Source organism: Oceanisphaera sp. IT1-181, from assembly GCF_033807535.1.
Taxonomy (GTDB): domain Bacteria; phylum Pseudomonadota; class Gammaproteobacteria; order Enterobacterales; family Aeromonadaceae; genus Oceanimonas.
In genome coordinates, this window is record NZ_CP136856.1 from 590,642 (window position 1) to 610,000 (window position 19,359).

Sequence of the window (19,359 nt, forward strand, 5' to 3'; positions counted from 1 at the left end):
TTTTTTATTGCCTGCAATAAGGCTAGAGTAGGGGCAGGCCTTTAGGGAGAGACTACATGGCAGACTGGACAACCGGTATTGTTAAAGCACGCACGCAATGGACCGACACCTTATTCTCAATCGTGGTGGAAGCGGACGTAGCGCCCTTTCAAGCAGGGCAATTTACCAAATTAGCTTGGCACAGCGCCGATAAAAAAATCGCGCGCGCTTATTCTTACGTTAATGCCCCCGGCCAAGATTGTGAATTCTATGTCATTACCATTCCCAATGGACAGTTAACACCGTATTTAGCCGGTCTTCAGGTGGGCGACGAGTTATTGGTCGAGCACTCGGCGGCGGGGTTTTTAACGCTGGATGAAGTACCAGCAGGCCGAGACCTGTGGCTGATGGCGACCGGCACCGGCGTGGGGCCTTTTGTGTCCATGCTCGCGGAAGGTAGTTGCTGGCAGCGCTTTGCTAACATAGTGCTGGTGCATGGTGTACGCTTGGGCGACGAGCTGGGTTATCAACAGCGTATTATTGAATTAACTCAATATCAGCCTAATTTTCACTATGTGCCTTTTGTCTCCCGCGAGCAAATAAGCGATGCGGAGCCTGGCCGTATTACTACTGGGATTACCAATGGCCGCTTAGAAAAAAGAGTGGGGCTAGAATTTAGCGCCGAGCACAGCCGAGTATTGATCTGCGGTAATCCGCAAATGGTGCGTGACACATTGGGTGAGCTAAAACTTAAAGGCTTACAAAAGCACTTGCGGCGCAAGCCCGGCCAAGTGCTAATGGAAAATTATTGGTAAGTTTGAAGTGACCGTAAGGTGTGAGGGTAAATGGTGAGGCGTTAGGTCTGAGACAACGCCTCACTCCTCACGCTTTACGCCTCACGAGATTAACGCGTTACATAAATCATTAGGCTCATAAAGGCGGCTAAGCCCCAACCTAAGCCAATAATCCAATAAAAACCCCGCGCGCCCTGTTTCAGAGGAATGTGGTTATAAAATAAGAACAGCGACCACAATAAAGCGGGCAACAGCGGTAATAAAAAGAGTCGAGCCATGGCAGAGTCCTTCTTTGAGCGTGAACGCGCATTCGATAATAACAGTCTTATTTGAGCACTGTAGCTTATATACTCTCCCTTATGCACCCGCATTAAGGGAGCGTCTTACCCTTGGTGCATTACTCTTGGCGCTTAACAAGTAAACTTATCACTCTTATCAAACAAACAAATAAACAAGTATGCGGCACAATCGGTTCCTTATGGTGTGGGAGCTGGGAGTGACATGTTAGGTTACGAGCCGAGTCTCGTGGATGGTGAATAAACAAGGAATAGCACATGAAGCAGTTGATGATTAAGGCGTTTGGTGATGCTAGCCAGCTAGGTTTAGTAGCGCGCGAACCCGCGCCGCTGGCCACCAATGAAATTCGCGTGAAAATGCATTTTGCGGGTGTAAACCCCGTCGACGCTAAAACCCGTGCCGGTCTTGGCTGGGGAGCCGAGGCCATTAAAGACCAGCTGCCTTGGGCACCGGGCTTAGAAGTGATGGGCACTGTGTTGGAGCTGGGCGCCGAAGTCAGCATTTATCACATTGGCGACCGCGTATTTGGCTTACTGGGCGGTGGCGGCTATAGCGAACAGTTAGTGGTGCCGGCCAATGCCTTGCTACGAGTGCCCAGAGCCGTGAGTGATGAAACTGCAGCAGGTTTATCGTTAGCGGGTATTACTGCTTGGCAAGGGCTTACCGAGCACGGCGGCCTTAAAGCCGGTGAGCGAGTATTAATTTCGGCCGCTGCTGGCGGTGTGGGACATTTGGCAGTGCAGTTAGCCAAAGACTTAGGCGCCACCGTTATCGCACTGGCCTCTCCCTATAACCATGAGTTTTTACGCAGCTTAGGTGCGGATCAAGTGTTGGATTATCGCGAGGCTGCGCAATTGGCGGCACTGGCACCGGTCGATTTATTACTGGATCTGGTGGGTGGCGAGTCCGGTCTTAGCCTGTTATCTCAGGTTAATAAAGGGGGGCGAGTCGTGACCGTGCCCACCAATACCGCCGATCAAGTGATTGCTGCAGCTCAAGCTCTGGGCCTAAGTGCCACCGGCATGCTCAAGCACAATGACAACCAACAACTGGCTAAGTTAATGCAGGCGGTAGTCGAGCAGCGACTGCGGGTTGAAATCAGTCATGTTTATCCGCTCGCTGAGGGTGAATTAGCGCATCGCCAGATTGAAACGGGCCATACGCGCGGTAAAATCTTGCTACAAGGTTAATTTTGACTTGCGGCTTTCAACATCTCGGCCTTTAACATAAGGAAACCCCATGAAGTTTTGGTCTCTGTTATTGCTCTTAAGCCCCATGTTTGTCTCGGCTGCCCCCACATTAGTGCAGCAAGTCGAGAAATCAAAAGATGGCTTAGTGATCCCCTATCAAATGTATCAATTGGATAATGGACTCACCCTGCTGCTCAATACCGATAAGTCGGATCCCTTGGTGCATGTGGAGATGACCTACCACGTGGGTTCGGCGCGGGAAGAGCCAGAGCAAACCGGCTTTGCGCACTTTTTTGAGCACATGATGTTTCAAGGCTCCAAGCACGTGGGTGATCAAGAGCACTTTCGTCTGATCAACGAAGCCGGTGGCAGCATGAATGGCAGCACCAACCAAGACAGAACCAATTACTATCAAACGGTTCCCGCCAATCACTTAGAAAAAGTGTTGTGGCTAGAAGCGGATCGCATGGGTTTTTTACTCGAAGCGGTAAGTCAGCATAAGTTTGAAATTCAGCGAGATACGGTGAAAAACGAACGCGCCCAGCGCATCGATAATCAGCCTTATGGTTTGGTGGGCGAGCGCATGGGCGAGTTACTTTATCCCCGCGACCATCCTTATAGCTGGCAGCCGATTGGCTATGTGGAAGATTTAGACCGCGTTAATGTGGATCACCTAAAGGCGTTCTTCAGCCGCTGGTATGGCCCTAATAATGCCACCTTAGTGATCAGTGGTGATTTCGATACCGAGCAAACGCTCGCTTGGGTCGATAAATATTTTGGTAGCATTCCCCAAGGCCCCAAGGTGAGCTCGGCCAAGCCACAACCGGCCAAACTTGAGGGCAATCGCTATCAAACCTTAGTGGATACACGTATTCGCATGCCGATGCTGTATCTGTCTTATCCCACCGTATGGTTGGGCCACGAGGACGAAGCGGCGCTGGATGTGCTGGCCAATGTGTTGGGCGGCGGCAAAAGCTCGCTGTTATACCAAGAGCTGGTTGAAACCGGCAAAGCGGTGAGCGCCGGTGCTAGTCATTATTGTGGCGAGCTGGCTTGCACCTTAAGCGTGTGGGCGTACAGCAACCCGTCAAAAGACGGCTCTTTAGTGCCACTTAAAGCAGACATTGAGCTGATCATTGGCCAATTGAGCGAGCGGGGCATTAAAAAATCTGACGTAGATAAAGCGGTAACCGAATTGCGCGCCAATCTGATTTTAGGGCTCGACAGTACCAGAGGTAAGTCTCGGCAACTGGCGAGCGGTCAGGTGTTAAAAGGAGATCCTTTGTTTGCCATTAATGCGTGGCGTCAGTTAGCCAGCACCACGCCAGAGCAGGTGAGCGCTGTGTATGAGCAGTATTTACATAGTAAGCCGCTGGCGGCCTTGAGCGTGGTACCCAAAGAGCACCTTGATTGGCAAGCCGCCGAGCCAAACTATGAAACGCCTAAGCGGGATTTACCTAATGCAGACCAGACTCCACAGACGGATTTCGTGGCGCGCGAAGTGAAAGACGATTTTGATCGCAGCAAAATGCCCGCCGCCGGCGAGCCCGTCACCATTAAAGTACCTGAGTTATGGCAAGCTAAGCTTGGCAATAATATTCAGCTGCAAGGTACTGTAAATGACGAGATCCCAGCAGTGTCCATTATCATGGCCTTCCCCGGTGGCCAGCGCACAGAAAGCCCTGAGCAAGTTGGCGTGGCCAGCTTAACGGCCAGTATGATGAACCAAGGCACCAAGAAGCTTAGTTCAGGCGAGTTCAGTGAAGCACTGGAGCGATTGGGGGCGAGTGTCAGTGTTAGTCACGGTTTTTATACCAACCTCATCAACATCACCACCATGACCGAAACCTTGCCGCAAACGCTGGCGTTAGTTGAAGAGCTGTTATTTGCGCCGGGTTTTCGCGAGCAAGACTTTGAGAAAGTAAAAGCGCAGACCTTAGAAGGCATGGCACAAAGCCGTCATCAACCTTCTTGGTTAGCGCAACAAGCCTTTCGCCAACTCATGTACGGTGAAACCCGCATGGGGCTACCCGATGATGGTCAGGCCGAGTTGGTCGCCGATATTACGCTCGCGCAAGTGCGTGATTATTATCAGCGTTATTACAATCCCGCTAACGGCCATGTATTGATTGCCGGCGACTTATCAAAAAGCCAAGCCCAACAAGACTTTGCCTTTTTAACCCAGTGGCAAGGCGAGGCGCCCGAGATTAGCGCCGTTGAGGTGCAGCCACAGCCTGCCAAGCCGGGTATTTATATCGTTGATGTGCCAGGCGCGGTGCAATCGGTGTTAAGAGTTGGCCGCCGAGCGTTGCCGCAAGACGCCACCGGGCCCTTCTTTCATGCCAGCTTAATGAACTTTAACTTGGGCGGTAATTTTAATAGCCGCATCAACTTAAACCTGCGCGAAGACAAGGGCTACACCTATGGTGCCAACTCGTACTTCACCGGTAATCGTGATGCGGGCGTGTTCTTGGTGGCCAGTGATGTGCGCGGTGATGTAACGGCTGACGCCATTAAAAACATCTTGCAAGAGTTTGAGCAGTTTAAGAAAGAGGGCCCCAGTGATGCGGAGCTGGCGTATTTACGCAGCAGCTACTCGCAGCAAGACGCTTTGTCTTACGAAACATTAGGCGACAAAGCCGGTTTCTTATTACAGCTGGCGATGATGAAATTGTCACCGGACTACTTGGCCAAGCAGCAACAGATAGTGGCCAAGGTAGACAAGGCACAGCTTACTGAGCTGGCCGCACAGTGGCTTGACCCCGCAGAAATGGTAATAGTGGTGGTTGGTGATAAGGCTAAGCTTGAAAAGTCGCTGAAAGGACTCCATCTACCCTTATACGACTTTACCATTGAGTAACGAGGCCAGACCTCTCACGGCCTCAACCACCCTTGGTTGAGGCCGTGCTAAAGAGTAACTAATTATGACTAAATCAAATATAACACTGGCCGAACGGATTCAAGCTTGGTATCAGCCCCAAAGTTTGCCCACCATAAAAGGCATTCGTCGCGGCATTGAGCGCGAAAGCTTACGTATTAATCCCGACGGCAACTTAGCACAGAGCCCTCACCCTCAGTCTTTGGGCTCAGCCTTAACTCACGGCTACATTACCACCGACTTTTCTGAGTCACAGATGGAGTTTATCACGCCCGTTTCTGATTCTGTGGATGTGCTACTGGCACAGCTGGGCGATGTTCACGGCTATGTGATTCGCCACTTAGGCGGCGAACAACTGTGGCCGTTAAGCATGCCTTGTTTGCTAAAAGGCGGCGATGAACCAATCCCCTTAGCCCAATATGGCAGCTCTAATACAGGAAGGATGAAAACCTTATATCGCCAAGGCTTGCACCACAGATACGGCAGCCGTATGCAGGTGATTTCGGGCGTGCATTTTAACTTTTCTATGCCCGATAGTTTTTGGAGTGAATGGCACAACACAGAGGGCACGAATGACTGCTTGCAAGATTTTGTGTCGGATAAGTATTTAGGCCTAGTACGCAACGTCTATCGTTTTGGCTGGCTAATCCCTTATCTGTTTGGCGCCTCTCCGGCCTTGTGCGGTTCATTTTTAACCGGCACCGACCATAAACTGCCCTTTGAGCGCTTAGGTAAAGGCACCTTGTATTTACCCTATGCCACTTCGTTGCGCTTATCGGACTTGGGCTACACCAATAATAACCAAGCAGATCTTAATATCTCCGTCGACAGCTTGGATCAATACGTCTCCTCGCTGCGCCGCGCCATCAATACCCATGCGCCGGAATTTGCCAAAATTGGCGTTAAGGTGGACGGCGAATACCGCCAGCTTAACGCCAATGTGCTACAAATTGAAAATGAGCTGTATGCGCCTATCCGTCCTAAGCGCACCGCAGACAGCGGCGAAAAGCCCTCAGATGCGCTCAATACCCGCGGTATTGAATACATAGAGCTGCGCTCTGTGGATGTAAATCCTTATGCAGCCGTGGGTATAGATGCGCCGCAAGTTCGCTTTCTCGATACCTTCTTATTGTGGTGCTTATTAACGCCGTCGGCACCCTTAGAGCAAGATGAAATCGCCCTTAATCGCCGTAATTTTAATAAAGTGGTGCTAGAAGGGCGCAAGCCTGGTCTGGAATTAGAGCAGTGGGGCGGCGAGTCTTTAAGCTTAACCGCCTTGGGCGAGCAGTATTTTGGTGAGCTGAAAGACGTGGCTGATTTGCTGGATGCCTGTTGTGGCAAAGGCTGTTATGGCAAGGCTTATCAAACGCACTTGGCCATGATCCAAAATCCTGAGCTAACGCTTTCGGCACGGTTATTGAGTGAGCTTAAAGCAAGCCAGCAAGATCTCTTGCCCTTTGGCTTGTCTTTGGCGAAACACTATCACGGTCAGCTACAAGAAAGTCGCCCCCGTTATTGGGAAGACAGTTTCTTCGATGAAGAAGGCACCCGCTCTCTGGCGCGCCAGCGCAAAACTGAGCAATCAGATCTCGTAGACTTCGATACTTTTTTAAAAGACTACTTTGCGAAAATCTAAAAAGATGATGGGCCTTTCTGCCACGGAATCCACGGAAAATAGAGATCAAATCTGAAAGAGTATTTTATTCGTAAGACCAAAGAGGGACCTATAAACCGAAAGTTTGTAGGTCTTTTAAGATTTGCACTTATTAAATAAAATTTTTTACTTCTCGCACTTATCTCATCTTGATTTTTCCGTGGGTTCTGTGGATTCCGTGGCGAGCAATCTTTAATTTTTAAATGTTTTAACTGAGACCCTAATGAATCAAGAACCTCCACCCGAACCAGAACCTTTGCGAGAACACGAAGATTATTACATCGAGAATGGATTTTGGATCTTTACCGCCGCCTTTCATTTAAAACGTGGCCATTGCTGCGGCAACGGCTGCCGACATTGCCCTTATAAGTAAGTGAGGCGTAAATGGTGAGGTGTGAGGAGATAAACAATCTTAATCTGCAAGTTCGGTGTTCGCCTCACTCCTTACGCTTCACCTCTCACCTTCTGTACGTAAGGAAATTTAAATGCGTGTTGTTTGTATGGTGCCGTCTTGGACCGAAACCCTGCTGGCTTGTGGCGTTAACGTAGTGGGGCGCACGCGTTACTGCATTCATCCGGCCGACGAAGTAGCCGATATTGCAGTGGTGGGCGGTACCAAAGATGTGCAATGGGACAAGGTAGCCGCATTGTCACCAGACTTAGTGATTTTTGATAAAGAAGAAAACACCAAGCCCATGGCAGACAGCTGCCCGTATCCGTATTTCGCCACGCACGCCGAGTCGGTGCAAGACATGCCCCGCGCACTGCGCTTATTGGCGCAACAGCTGAATAATTACGGCTTAATCGAACTGGCGGCTCGTTTTCAATTGCTGCTCAATCATCCCGTCGCTATTGAGCCTGCTGCTTTACCACTGCTGGCACATAAAGACGCCGTACCTAATTCAGTGTTAACAGATGAGCGACCTTGGTTGTACCTGATTTGGCGCAAACCCTATATGAGCATCGGCCGCCATACTTTTATCTATTCGGTATTTGCCCATTTAGGTTTAAGCCATAAGCTGCTGGCCTTTGAGCCTAATTATCCTGAGCTCAGCTTTGAGGATATAACCAAGCTTAATCCAATACTTTTATGCTCCACCGAGCCGCTGTGTTGGTACGGCATCCGCTGCCTGCGCTTTCTCGAATCAAGAATGGAATCTTTATGAAAACCAGCTTTAGCCTTGCAGCTATCTTGCTTACCAGCTTAATACTGACCGCTTGCAGCTCTCAATCCGCAGCCCAGCGCAATTTACAGACCGAGCAGCTAGCCGAACGAGGCAATTTAACCGCCCTTGCTGTCGAGACGCGCTTGCCGATTAAAGCCTGGGGGCGCATAACGGCAGGCTCGCCGATACATGTCTATATAGAAGGGGATGGACGCGCTTGGCGTAATGGCCATCTGCCATCCCTCGATCCCACGCCTCACGACCCAGTGGGCCTTAAATTAGCCGCTGCCGACACACATAGCTCAGTGTTATATCTAGGGCGCCCTTGCCAGTATCTAATGGATACCTCACGCGGTTGCCACTTTAGCGTCTGGACCGATCGCCGTTTTGCGGAAACCGCAGATATTAAAGCCGCACTGCAACAGCTAACAGGCGAGCAAGAAGTTATACTCATCGGCTTTTCTGGCGGCGCTAATATTGCCATTCAGTTAGCGATCCAGTTCCTGCAGGTGAAAGAGCCGAATATGAAAGGGCCACAAGTAACAGGCTTAGTCACGGTTGCCGGTAACCTAGACGCGGAGAGCTTTAATCGCTTTCATCGTACCGCACAAGAAAAGTATGGCCATAACCAAGCTCTACTAGCAGCGTTAGCAGACTTACCACAACTGCATTACACCGGCAGCAAAGATAGAATAATACCGCCTGAATTAACGCACCAGCAGTTGGCCGCCATACAAAGTAGCCACTGCGTGCAGATAAATGAGGTAGCCAACGCCAATCATAATGGCCCTTGGGCAATTGATTGGTCGGCATTCTCTGCACTGCAAAAAGCCTGCGAAGTTAAGTAAAGGATGAAGTGAGAAAGCTCTTCAGCCCAGCTGGCATGTGGCTGCGAGTTCTTGTAGTTTCGCGCTTTAGCTGCGAATTCTACGAAGCAGAACGGTTAGAAATCTTTTGTAAAATATGGGTACCCTACAAAGATCATAGCCAAAAAACAGTGAGGGTTTGGCTTTCCGGGAGACGGGCGCTTGTTTTATTTCTTTATATTTTCCTCATAAAAAAAGCGAACCCTAGGGTTCGCTTTTTGGTTAGTATTTAGCTTAACTGGGCGCGTAGTGCTGGGCGCCGGGCGCTAATTTTTCGGCTTAGAAATCCCAACGGAATTTCAGCGCGCCTGAGTTGGCGTCAAAGCCATCGTTATTCCAGTTGTAGTTATACTCTGCACTCACGGTCAGCAGTTCATTGCTGACAATGTCTAGGCCCACGCCGGTTACATAACGCGTTTTCTCTGGCTTAGAACCGGTAACCTTAAAGGTTTCAGCCGGTGCAGCAGCAAAGGCTACCGTGCTGTTTTGCGCTTTACCTTCAAAGTCATGGAATACACCGACGTTAACGCTTGGCGTCAGCATGGCATTACGTAACTGATAGTCTTTGCTCAACTCGGTGTTTAAGCCTAACTCTAAGCGGTTAAAGTTCTGGCTATCAATCTGTAGCGCGGCAATAGAACCGGTTTCAGTGTAACCATCTACGGATAAGCGAGATGCTTCTAGAGACAATGTTGGTATTAGGTGAGTAGCAGGAGCAACGTCATACTGATAACCGGCACCTACGCGCGCACCGTACAGGCTGCTGTCGTAGTTGGAGGTGGTGCCAATGTTACGACGACCATCGTTGTCACCCCAAGCGTAGTAAGCCTGACCGTCTAATAATATTTGATTTATGGCTTGCGACGCATAAGCGGTGGCCATGTGATAGTCAGAGTCGGTATTGCTGTTTTGAGTGGTGCTGTCTGTATTAATGAAGCTATAAGCCGCACCTACAACTAAACCGGTATCGAGTTTAGTATCGGCACCCAGCACAAAACCGTTGCTCTTTACGTCGTAAGCTTCACCATTGCGGTTATCTTGATCACCTTTAGACACTAAGCCCTGAACCCACATGCCGCCGTTATCCAGCATATCGCCGGATGCTAAGCTAGTCGCGCGCACAGAAACCAGTGAGCCAGATTGGCTTACAGCACTCATGGCACCGGCTACGCTTGCACCAGACACGTCTGGCAGTAAAGAGGTAAAGCTTTCAGGGCTACCATCTAGGCTATTTAGTAGTTTGGCTATAGCTGGGTTGGTTTGAGCGAGAGTATCAAGTTTTTGCAATACAGTGGCCATACTGGCCACGTTATTAGCTTGCAGGCCGTTGAATTTACCGGTTTTGATAGCATCAGCTACTAACTGAGTAAAAGAAGTCCTGTCAAACGTCAATACTAAGTTACCGGCTACGTTGCGCTCGGTAGTAGCTACTTTTACTAAGTTAGAGTTAACAGCGTAGTTAACACCGGTATCAGTAACGTTACCTTTTAACAGCTCAACTTTAGTGCCGTTCTGCACGTAAAGATCGCCTCGGCTCAGATCAATTAATACTTTGCTGCCTTCTGCTAAATTGAAGTTATTAGCAGTCAAACTGGTTTCTTTATGCAAGCCCATTGCTAAAGTAGAGCCTGAAGTTTGAACGTAATCACCAGCAATAGTACGGTTACCTTCTACGTAGAAAGTACCGCCATTATTTTCAACATTGCCGTTGATCTGGCCGCCGGTATAGTTAGTTCGAGTGACCTTGTTCATACGCAGTGCAGTATCACTGCCGGATAATTCGCCTGCCCGCTGATTAACGGTGATATTGCCAGTTACGCTATCGGCAATATGGATACCTTCGCTCCCACCAAAAATCAAACCTTCGTTGTTAATAGTACCATTGAACGCTGTATTACCACTGAGGCCTATGCCCACTCTTCCGCCGACGATAGAGGCTGAGTTTTCAATATTTCCAGTGTACTTAGTATTTTTTTCACCCGATGTGAATAAAGCAATGCCGTATGAGCCAGAAATAACACCATTATCTTCGTTGATAATAGCACCATCGAAGTCTGTGTTGATAAGTTCGATACCCGCTATGTTGCCTTCAATCAAAGAGTTATCGTTGACCACACCACCACGCCATTTACTGTCTCTTACTGAAATGGCTGATCCGGTCATTGAGAGAATTTCAGCTGATTTTTGTATATTCTCGGTATTGCTCCAGTTGTCTTCGTTAATAATCAGACCATCTATGGTGCTGCTGCTGATATCAATTGCGTTGCCACCGGTAGGATATGAATCTGGAAGGTTGTCGGTATTATCGGTAACGATAGAGCCGCCGTTATTAACTATGAGTTCCTTGTGGCCTACAAAAATTTCTGGGATAGGGTCATCGCCAGGCTCTATGTCAAACTCATAGCCAGTTAAATTACTGTTTTTTATTTCGATAGCAGCGGCGTCACCGTCTTGGCCAATATGGGCACCATTTGTTTCAATAAAAGCTTGCTTAGCGACAACATTATTGATTAAAAAAGTACTTTTCTTTCCTTCGGTAAGAAATTCTTCTTTTTGGTCTGAACTGTTAGCATCACGCAGGTCGAAATCCATGCTGTCTAAGTTAGCATCTTTAATTTCGATCAAAGAGCTATTTTTGCTGAAATAAAGAGCATTACTAGAATGCTGACCTTTGTTGCTATCACTTGGACGTTGATCAGCAAATAAATCTGCAGTTGCACTTGGAGCTACGTTAATATTTTGTGCGCCTGCGCCGCCAATGATGACCTGACCTGTACCTGTTAGGTCGATGTTGCCAGCGTTAGTATCAACTGCAAACACAGGTGCAGAAATAGCAACGGCCACGGCCATTGCCAAAACAGATTTATTAAACGTCATGCTATCCAATTCCTTGTTGTTTTTATTCGGTGCTTACCGATGTATGCCGTGCAGGCTTTACTTAGTTAAACCACTTATTTTAGTGGAGCATAAGTAGCGCCGCAGCAGAGGCTGGCTTCATTTACTTTGAATGAAAATCTTGGGGCTTCAGGCTATTTATCGACCTAGTGTTATTACTGTGTTTACACGGGTAGGCACCGCATATAGGCAGTAAACGTCTTAAAATTGACTCAAGCGGAGCTATTTTTAGCAGGTTATGATTTTATTGCAACTTTAAATAGCGAAATGCAAAGCGATTTGTTGATCCTGCGCAAGTTAGTGACGCAGCAGTTTTGTTTCTGTGAATTTATTTTTATTTGAATTTAATTGGTCGATTAGCGTTAAGCATCGCTATGGAGTTATTTTCGGTTAAATAATTTTAAAATTGAATGAGAAATAGCATTTTTGGTGGGGTGGTTATGGGTGCGCTAGCGGGCATGTTAGAACTAATTTTTCTGCTTCGCAGAATTCGCAGCTAAAGCGCGAAGCTACAAAATGGCGCGTAGCGGCACTACGAATAAATCCATCAACGTCATCTTTACAGATAGAGCACCCCTGTCGGATCGGGGGGGGGCTATGTTCGCTTTAGTTGTTGAAAGCGCGGCTGAACCGCACATTGCCATATAAAATCAATGGTTTGAGCATCAGCCTTCCTTGTATGCTCAAACCACCTGAACCAACCAAGGTAACGGTGAAGGTACTTGGTGGCGACACCATGAAAACGCATTATCCATTGCTTCAGTCGACTGTGATAAGCATTCACACCCTGGATATGGAATATATCTTCACGTACCCGCTGACCGGCACTGCTGTTAACCGGCTTGTGAAGCAAGTGATGTTTGGCTGCCAACGCCTCGTAGTTAAGATGGCCATCGCTACAGAGCACAGCGCCAGACCGTAATCGCGGCAGCAGGCAGCGTTCCAGCTTTCTGAGCGTAAAGCGTTTCATTACAAAGTCGGCTTCGTTGTGGTTGCGGTCGCGCAGTACCATCACTTTGACCCACTTAATGTTTTTCTTATCGCTACCACGGCGGCGAGGTTTTCTCTTACTGAGATCCCGCTTGCCTTTGAAGGATTCACGTATAAACGTTTCATCGGCTTCGACGATACCGCCCAGCTCAGAAGACTTAGTATAATCAACCAGTTGCAGAAAGCGGTGTCGCCACCTGAATGATGTACCTAAGTTTATCTGACACTTTTTGGCGGCTTTGCGAAGTGTTGTGGATTCCATCATCTGCTCCGCATATTCCAACCACCGCTCAGCCATTCGAAGCCCAGCAAGTGGCGTGCCGGTCAGAGAGGTAAATGTCTTCTTGCAAGCCCGGCAGCGGTAACGCTGTCTGCCATTCATGCTTCCCCACTTATAGGGAGCTCCATCGCGGCAATGAGGGCATGTTGGGTGTGAAGCGGTGAGTTCTTCTAGTCGAGCAATGAGCTCGGGAAACGAGTCTGGTTGCTGAAGCAGTATCAGCAGTTCATGCCGCTGCCGGGGCAGGAGTTCAGTCAGTTGGCGTTTAAGTTTGGCGAAACCTGTACTCTTCATCTTTCTGCCTCCTACGAGGTGACTGATTCAAGTATAGCTTTCAACGATTAACTCAAACATAGCCTCGGGGGGGAGTTATTGTTTTTTAGTTTTGTTGCACAAAACCGGCCGGCTAAAGTCGGCCTCTACAAGGAAATTACGTATTACGCGATTTTTATCTTCAGAAATAAAAAAACCCCGCTAATGCGGGGTTGATGGTTATTGCTTAATGCTTGGCTAAATCAGTTAATTGCCGGCGAAATTGGCTCGCTGCACCGCTTTGGCGTTGTTGGCCATTTCGGTTAAACCGAGGGTGTTATAAGCGTTAGCCATTATGGTTAATGCTGGCTGCAAGGTGTCGGTGTCTGGGTAAGACTCGACTACCTGTTTGGCGCGGTTGGCGGCGGCTAACCAAGCGCCGCGCTTCATGTAAAACTGGGCGACCGCTAAATCGTATTGAGCTAAACGATTTTTAAGGCTGATCATGCGTAAACGCGCATCTGCCGCATAGGCGCTGTTGGGGTATTGGCGCAGCAATTGGCGAAAATCCGCAAAGGCTTGACGAGCGTAGGCCGGATCTCGGTCGGTACGGTCGATATTAAGCAGTTCTTGGAAGAAATTATGATCGATGGCCATGTTTGTGAGGCCGCGCATATATTGCGCGTAATCCACGCTCGGATGGTTAGGATTTAAGCGAATAAAGCGGTCAATGTTGGCCAAGGCGCGGGCCGAGTCATCTTGCTTATAATATGCATAGATTAAATCCAGCTGCACTTGATTAGAGTAAGCCCCAAACGGATAACGGGAGTCCATGGCTTCGAGTAGCTCAGCGGCACGAATGTAATTGGCCGACTGTAAGCGAGCTTGTGCGTCTTGATACAGTACTTCTGGTGGCTCATCTGGCACCGAATCTTTTTTAGTGCTCGAGCAGCCAGTGGCCGCTAATGCCAAGGCAAGGGTCAAAGTGAGCCATACGCGTCGTTGTTTAGCCATGTAAAGAGTCCATTTTTGCGATTTAAGCGTCAAGTTTGCGGAAACTGATTAACTCAGCGTCAAGAAACGCTAGAATACCCAATTAAACATCATTTGGTAACCAGTGTCGCTATGAGCCAGCAAATCGAATTAAACGGCACCGTCGCCGAACACCAACATGGTCAACGTTTAGATCAGACCTTGGCGGAAATGTTTACAGATTATTCTCGTACTCGGATCAAGACGTGGATCCAGTTGGATCAAGTAACAGTGGATGGCGAAGTCGCCAATACGCCCCGGGCTAAAGTGACCCTAGGTCAGCAAGTTCAGATCAATGCCGAACTTGAAGACGATGTGCGCTTTGACCCGGAAGATATCCCGTTAGACATCGTCTATGAAGACGATGACATCATGGTCATTAACAAACCTGCGGGTTTAGTGGTGCATCCTGGTGCGGGTACGCCCGGTGGCACCATGCTCAATGCCTTGTTGCATTATTGCCCAAGCATTGCCGAAGTGCCGCGCGCCGGCATAGTGCACCGCCTAGACAAAGACACCACCGGACTGATGGTGGTGGCGAAAACCATACCCGCGCAAACCCATCTGGTGACTGCGCTGCAGGGCCGAGAAATCACCCGTGAGTATGAGGCGGTTGCTATCGGCCACATGACCTCGGGCGGTACGGTAGACGCCAATATTGGTCGTCATCCTACGCAACGCATCCTAATGGCGGTGGTGCCGTCCGGTAAACCGGCCCGCACCCACTATCGAGTGATGGAAAAGTTTCGTGCCCATACTCGCCTACGCCTGCGCCTGGAAAGTGGCCGCACGCACCAAATTCGCGTACACATGGCGCACTTACAGCATCCGTTAGTTGGTGACCCGACTTACGGTGGTCGTATGAAGCCACCGCGTAGCGCCGAGCCTGAATTGCTGGCCTTTTTACGCGAGTTTAAACGCCAAGCCTTGCATGCGGTATTATTGCGCTTAGAGCACCCCATTACCGGCGAAATGATGGAGTGGCAGGCGCCATTACCTGATGATTTTGTAGAGCTGATTAAGCTGTTAAAAGCCGACACCGCCGCTCATCCGGATGAGTTGGTGTGGACCTAGCTCTGTAAAGCTAAGGAGCTAACGTGATGAACGTGATCCAGCCACACTGGCCGGTACCGTCCAATGTGCGCAGTGCGCAAACTCTGCGCAGCGGTGGCGTGAGTGCGCCACCTTATACCAGCTTAAATTTGGGCACCCACGTCGGCGATAACCTTGCCGATGTGCAGCGTAATAGAGCGCTGTTAGCGAGCCACTTAGATTTATCCAATGCGCCGGTGTGGTTAGAGCAAGTGCACGGCACGGGCGTGGTTACTTTGCCCTTGTCTTTGGATGCCACAGCCACGCCAGTAGCTGATGCCGTACTGAGTCGTACGCCAGGGCAGGTGTGCGCCATTATGACCGCCGATTGCTTGCCGGTATTATTTTGTGATACCGCTGGCACGGTAGTGGCGGCAGCTCACGCGGGCTGGCGTGGCTTAGCAAATGGCGTATTAGAAGCCACTTTGCAGGCTATGAATGTGGCTCCTGCCACCGTAATGGTGTGGCTAGGCCCTGCCATTGGCCCGAGCGCTTTTGAAGTAGGCGGCGAAGTGCGTGCTGCTTTTATCGCGCACTCGCCGCTGACCGCTGCGGCTTTTGTGGCGCATAGTGATAAAGATAGTGATAAGTGGCTGGCGGATATATATCAGCTGGCGCGTTTACGTTTGGCCGCCGCGGGCGTAACCCAGTGTTACGGCGGCGGCTATTGTACTTATACCGACTCTGAGCGTTTTTTCTCGTATCGACGCGAGCCAAAAATCGGCCGCCAAGCCAGCTTGATTTGGTTGGAGTGACTCTACGCTGCGCGAAAATGTTGAATTTTAAATGCTGAATGTTGAGTGAAAGGCGATTTCTTTTCATTCAACATTAAAAATTAAGCATTCAACATTCTCGCTCAGCGGGTAAGCGCGGCGCTATACTTTCTTTCACCCAAAGCTTGAATTTTCACCATTCCCCCCCATCTTTAGTATCAGTAAACATCTATCTTTTCCCGCTGTGAGCGGGTTGTTGGAGGAAAGCTCTGATGCGACTCGATCGTCTTACCAGTAAATTTCAACTTGCCCTGCAAGATGCTCAGTCGATGGCGGTGGGGCGAGATCATGCCTATATAGAGCCTGCACATCTGCTGATTGCCATGCTTAATCAAGAGGGCGGCTCTTTGCGTCCGCTGTTGAGCAATGCTGGCGTTGATGGCAACACCTTGCGTGTAGAGCTAGATAAATCCGTGGAGCGCTTGCCCAAGGTTAGTGGTTCAGGCGTTGATGTGCAGGTCTCGCCGGTATTGGCGAGATTGCTAAATCAGTGCGATAAATTAGCGCAGCAGCGCAAAGATACTTACATCTCATCAGAATTGTTCTTGTTGGCTGCCGTAGGTGAACAAGGCGAGTTGGGTGAGCTGCTTAAACGCTCGGGCTTAAGCAAAGAGAACTTAAGCAAGGCCATCGAAGAAGTGCGTGGCGGGCAAAAGGTCGACGATCCGAATGCGGAAGAAAATCGCCAATCGTTAGAAAAGTACACTATTGATCTCACCGAGCGCGCCGAGCAAGGCAAACTGGATCCTGTGATTGGTCGTGACGATGAAATTCGCCGCACTATTCAAGTGCTGCAACGTCGTACCAAAAACAACCCAGTGTTGATAGGCGCACCGGGTGTGGGTAAAACGGCGATTGCCGAAGGGCTGGCTCAACGCATCATTAATAATGAAGTGCCCGAAGGCCTAAAAGGTAAACGGGTATTGTCCCTCGATATGGGGGCGCTGATTGCTGGCGCTAAATATCGCGGTGAGTTTGAAGAGCGCCTTAAATCACTGCTCAATGAGCTGGCCAAAGAAGAAGGCCAAGTGATCTTGTTTATTGATGAGCTGCACACCATGGTCGGCGCCGGTAAAGGCGAAGGCGCCATGGATGCGGGTAATATGCTAAAACCCGCCCTTGCCCGCGGTGAGTTACATTGCGTGGGCGCCACTACGCTGGATGAATACCGTCAATACATTGAAAAAGATGCCGCATTAGAGCGCCGTTTCCAAAAGGTACTCATTAACGAGCCGTCAGTGGAAGACACCATTGCCATCTTGCGCGGCCTAAAAGAGCGCTATGAGCTGCACCATCATGTGCAAATCACCGATCCGGCCATAGTGGCGGCCGCGGTACTATCTCACCGTTATATTGCCGACCGTCAGTTGCCTGATAAAGCCATCGATTTGATTGATGAAGCGGGCTCGAGCATTCGCTTACAAATTGACTCCAAACCGGAGCCGCTAGATAAACTTGACCGCCGCATCATTCAGCTTAAGTTAGAAGAACAAGCGCTGTTAAAAGAAGACGACGAAGGCAGCATTAAGCGCTTGCAGATCATTCGAGATGAACTGACCACCAAAGAAGCCGAATACGCTGATTTAGAAGAAATCTGGCTGTCAGAGAAAGCCGCCATGGCGGGCACGCAAAACATTAAATCGGAACTTGAACAAGTGCGCCGCGAATTAGAAGTGGCCCGCCGTGCCGGTGACTTAGGCCGTATGTCTGAACTGCAATATGGCCGTATTCCAGAATTAGAAAAGCAACTGGACCTAGCCGGCCAAGCCGAGATGCAAGAACAGCATCTATTAAAAAACCGCGTTACCGAAGAAGAGATTGCCGATGTGCTGTCCCGCTGGACCGGTATTCCGGTGGCGAAGATGCTCGAAGGCGAGAAAGATAAATTGCTACGTATGGAAGACAGCCTGCACGATCAGGTGATTGGCCAAAACGAAGCGGTGGATGCGGTTTCAAATGCCATTCGTCGTAGTCGTGCTGGTTTATCGGATCCTAATCGCCCGGTGGGCTCCTTCTTATTTATGGGACCAACTGGGGTGGGTAAAACCGAACTCTGTAAGGCGCTGGCTGATTTCCTGTTCGACAGCCGCGATGCCATGGTGCGTATCGATATGTCGGAATTTATGGAAAAACATTCAGTGTCGCGTTTAGTGGGCGCGCCTCCGGGTTACGTGGGTTATGAAGAGGGCGGTTACTTAACGGAAGCGGTGCGTCGCAAACCCTATTCGGTAATTTTGCTCGATGAAGTAGAGAAGGCCCACCCGGATGTATTCAATATCTTATTGCAGGTATTGGATGATGGTCGTCTCACCGATGGCCAAGGTCGCACCGTGGACTTTAGAAATACCGTGGTGATCATGACTTCGAATATCGGTTCAGAGCTTATTCAAGAGCATAACGACGACACCGGTTATGAAGACATGAAAGCGATGTTGATGGGCGTGTTGAGTCAGCAATTTAGACCCGAGTTCATCAACCGTATCGACGATATAGTGGTGTTTCATCCCTTGGCGGTCGATCAAATTAAGTCAATTGCCCGTATCCAGTTGCAGAGTTTAATAGGGCGCTTAGAGGACAAGGGCTTCGAGGTGACGATTACTGAGGCGCTGTTAGACCAGCTAACCGAAGCCGGTTTCGATCCGCTGTTTGGTGCACGACCTTTAAAGCGCGCCATCCAGCAAAGGATTGAAAACCCGCTGGCGCAAGCCATATTGTCTGGCAAAGTAGTGCCCGGCAAACCGCTGGCGCTGGATGCAGATGATAAAGGCTTGGTATTTAGTCAGTAACTCAGCGCCCAGCTAAATTGAAATCAAAGGCCTAAAAAGAAAAGCACCGAACTCAAAGGTTCGGTGCTTTTCTTTTAGCTATGTGTGTTTTTTTATTCAACATTAAGGATTTAACACTCAACCCTCAATATTCCCGCGCAGCGGGTTACCCCGGATGGCCATCTGCTCTTGGCTGACTCAAAATTGGCCAATAAACCCAGCAGAAAAGTCCGTAGGCGATAATCCAACAGGCGGCACTGCTGTGATAAGCCTGCATGGTCATACTGGGCGCTATCATGGGCAGCAAAGTACGTAATAGTGTGGCGAGTATCATAAAAGCAAAAGCGACCACCATAATACGGGTGATTTCCAGCGGTCGGCCGGAATGCCCTAATGACACGCGAGCAATCATGCCTAAGATCACCGCTCCCATTGCGCCTGCCGTTAGCCAATGGC

At 49.5% G+C, this 19,359-nt stretch carries 15 protein-coding genes (1 of these 15 running past the window's edge); 10 read left to right on the forward strand and 5 right to left on the reverse strand.

Going from position 1 to position 19,359, the window contains the following annotated elements; all coding sequences use genetic code 11:
- Positions 1-56: 56 nt before the first annotated feature.
- A complete protein-coding gene (locus tag R0134_RS02680) occupies positions 57-794 on the forward strand; it encodes a ferredoxin--NADP reductase (protein WP_319783359.1) in 738 nt (245 codons plus the stop codon).
- Positions 795-883: 89 nt separating this feature from the next.
- Here the strand turns inward: R0134_RS02680 and R0134_RS02685 are convergent, their stop codons facing one another.
- Positions 884-1,051, reverse strand: coding sequence for a hypothetical protein (locus tag R0134_RS02685; RefSeq protein ID WP_169712996.1), 168 nt, complete (start codon positions 1,049-1,051; stop codon positions 884-886).
- Between the two features lie 276 nt (positions 1,052-1,327).
- Here R0134_RS02685 and R0134_RS02690 point away from each other — a divergent pair, with 276 nt between their 5' ends.
- From R0134_RS02690 to R0134_RS02710, 6 genes are all read left to right on the forward strand, one after another.
- Positions 1,328-2,260: an NADP-dependent oxidoreductase gene (locus R0134_RS02690; protein WP_319783360.1), complete on the forward strand. Its 933-nt coding sequence runs from the start codon at positions 1,328-1,330 to the stop codon at positions 2,258-2,260.
- Positions 2,261-2,309: 49 nt separating this feature from the next.
- The gene (locus R0134_RS02695; protein ID WP_319783361.1) at positions 2,310-5,120 is read left to right on the forward strand and encodes a pitrilysin family protein; all 2,811 of its coding nucleotides are present in this window, start codon (positions 2,310-2,312) and stop codon (positions 5,118-5,120) included.
- A gap of 64 nt (positions 5,121-5,184) precedes the next feature.
- The gene (gene gshA / locus R0134_RS02700) at positions 5,185-6,774 is read left to right on the forward strand and encodes a glutamate--cysteine ligase (RefSeq protein WP_319783362.1); all 1,590 of its coding nucleotides are present in this window, start codon (positions 5,185-5,187) and stop codon (positions 6,772-6,774) included.
- Between the two features lie 241 nt (positions 6,775-7,015).
- Entirely contained in the window at positions 7,016-7,165 is a 150-nt protein-coding gene (locus R0134_RS16505; protein WP_413641420.1) for a DUF5522 domain-containing protein, read from the forward strand.
- A 112-nt stretch (positions 7,166-7,277) separates the two neighbouring features.
- The gene (locus tag R0134_RS02705) at positions 7,278-7,958 is read left to right on the forward strand and encodes a helical backbone metal receptor (RefSeq protein ID WP_319783363.1); all 681 of its coding nucleotides are present in this window, start codon (positions 7,278-7,280) and stop codon (positions 7,956-7,958) included.
- Positions 7,955-8,806, forward strand: a complete 852-nt coding sequence (locus R0134_RS02710) for a hypothetical protein (protein ID WP_319783364.1) — start codon at positions 7,955-7,957, stop codon at positions 8,804-8,806. Before R0134_RS02705 ends, R0134_RS02710 begins: the two co-directional genes overlap by 4 nt.
- A gap of 297 nt (positions 8,807-9,103) precedes the next feature.
- On the opposite strand, the gene R0134_RS02715 is transcribed toward R0134_RS02710, so the two are convergent.
- From R0134_RS02715 to R0134_RS02725, 3 genes are all read right to left on the reverse strand, one after another.
- Positions 9,104-11,701 carry an autotransporter domain-containing protein gene (locus R0134_RS02715; protein WP_319783365.1) on the reverse strand — a complete coding sequence of 866 codons (2,598 nt, stop codon included), beginning with the start codon at positions 11,699-11,701 and terminating at the stop codon, positions 9,104-9,106.
- Between the two features lie 613 nt (positions 11,702-12,314).
- Positions 12,315-13,283, reverse strand: a complete 969-nt coding sequence (locus R0134_RS02720; RefSeq protein WP_319782237.1) for an IS1595 family transposase — start codon at positions 13,281-13,283, stop codon at positions 12,315-12,317.
- 225 nt (positions 13,284-13,508) lie between these two features.
- The gene (locus R0134_RS02725; protein ID WP_319783366.1) at positions 13,509-14,255 is read right to left on the reverse strand and encodes an outer membrane protein assembly factor BamD; all 747 of its coding nucleotides are present in this window, start codon (positions 14,253-14,255) and stop codon (positions 13,509-13,511) included.
- A 111-nt stretch (positions 14,256-14,366) separates the two neighbouring features.
- Between R0134_RS02725 and rluD the strand changes: the two genes are divergently transcribed.
- From rluD to clpB, 3 genes are all read left to right on the forward strand, one after another.
- Positions 14,367-15,347, forward strand: a complete 981-nt coding sequence (rluD, locus tag R0134_RS02730; protein WP_319783367.1) for a 23S rRNA pseudouridine(1911/1915/1917) synthase RluD — start codon at positions 14,367-14,369, stop codon at positions 15,345-15,347.
- A gap of 26 nt (positions 15,348-15,373) precedes the next feature.
- On the forward strand, positions 15,374-16,120 hold the full coding sequence (gene pgeF, locus R0134_RS02735; RefSeq protein WP_319784289.1) for a peptidoglycan editing factor PgeF: 747 nt from the start codon (positions 15,374-15,376) through the stop codon (positions 16,118-16,120).
- Between the two features lie 230 nt (positions 16,121-16,350).
- Positions 16,351-18,924, forward strand: coding sequence for an ATP-dependent chaperone ClpB (clpB, locus tag R0134_RS02740; protein WP_319783368.1), 2,574 nt, complete (start codon positions 16,351-16,353; stop codon positions 18,922-18,924).
- A gap of 145 nt (positions 18,925-19,069) precedes the next feature.
- Here clpB and R0134_RS02745 read toward each other — a convergent pair whose 3' ends face one another.
- Positions 19,070-19,359: the final stretch of an NnrS family protein gene (locus R0134_RS02745; RefSeq protein ID WP_319784290.1), read on the reverse strand. The gene runs 913 nt beyond the window's last position; 290 of the gene's 1,203 nt are visible here — the last part of the coding sequence; the start codon falls outside the window, past its right edge — the gene reads right to left on this strand; it ends in the stop codon at positions 19,070-19,072.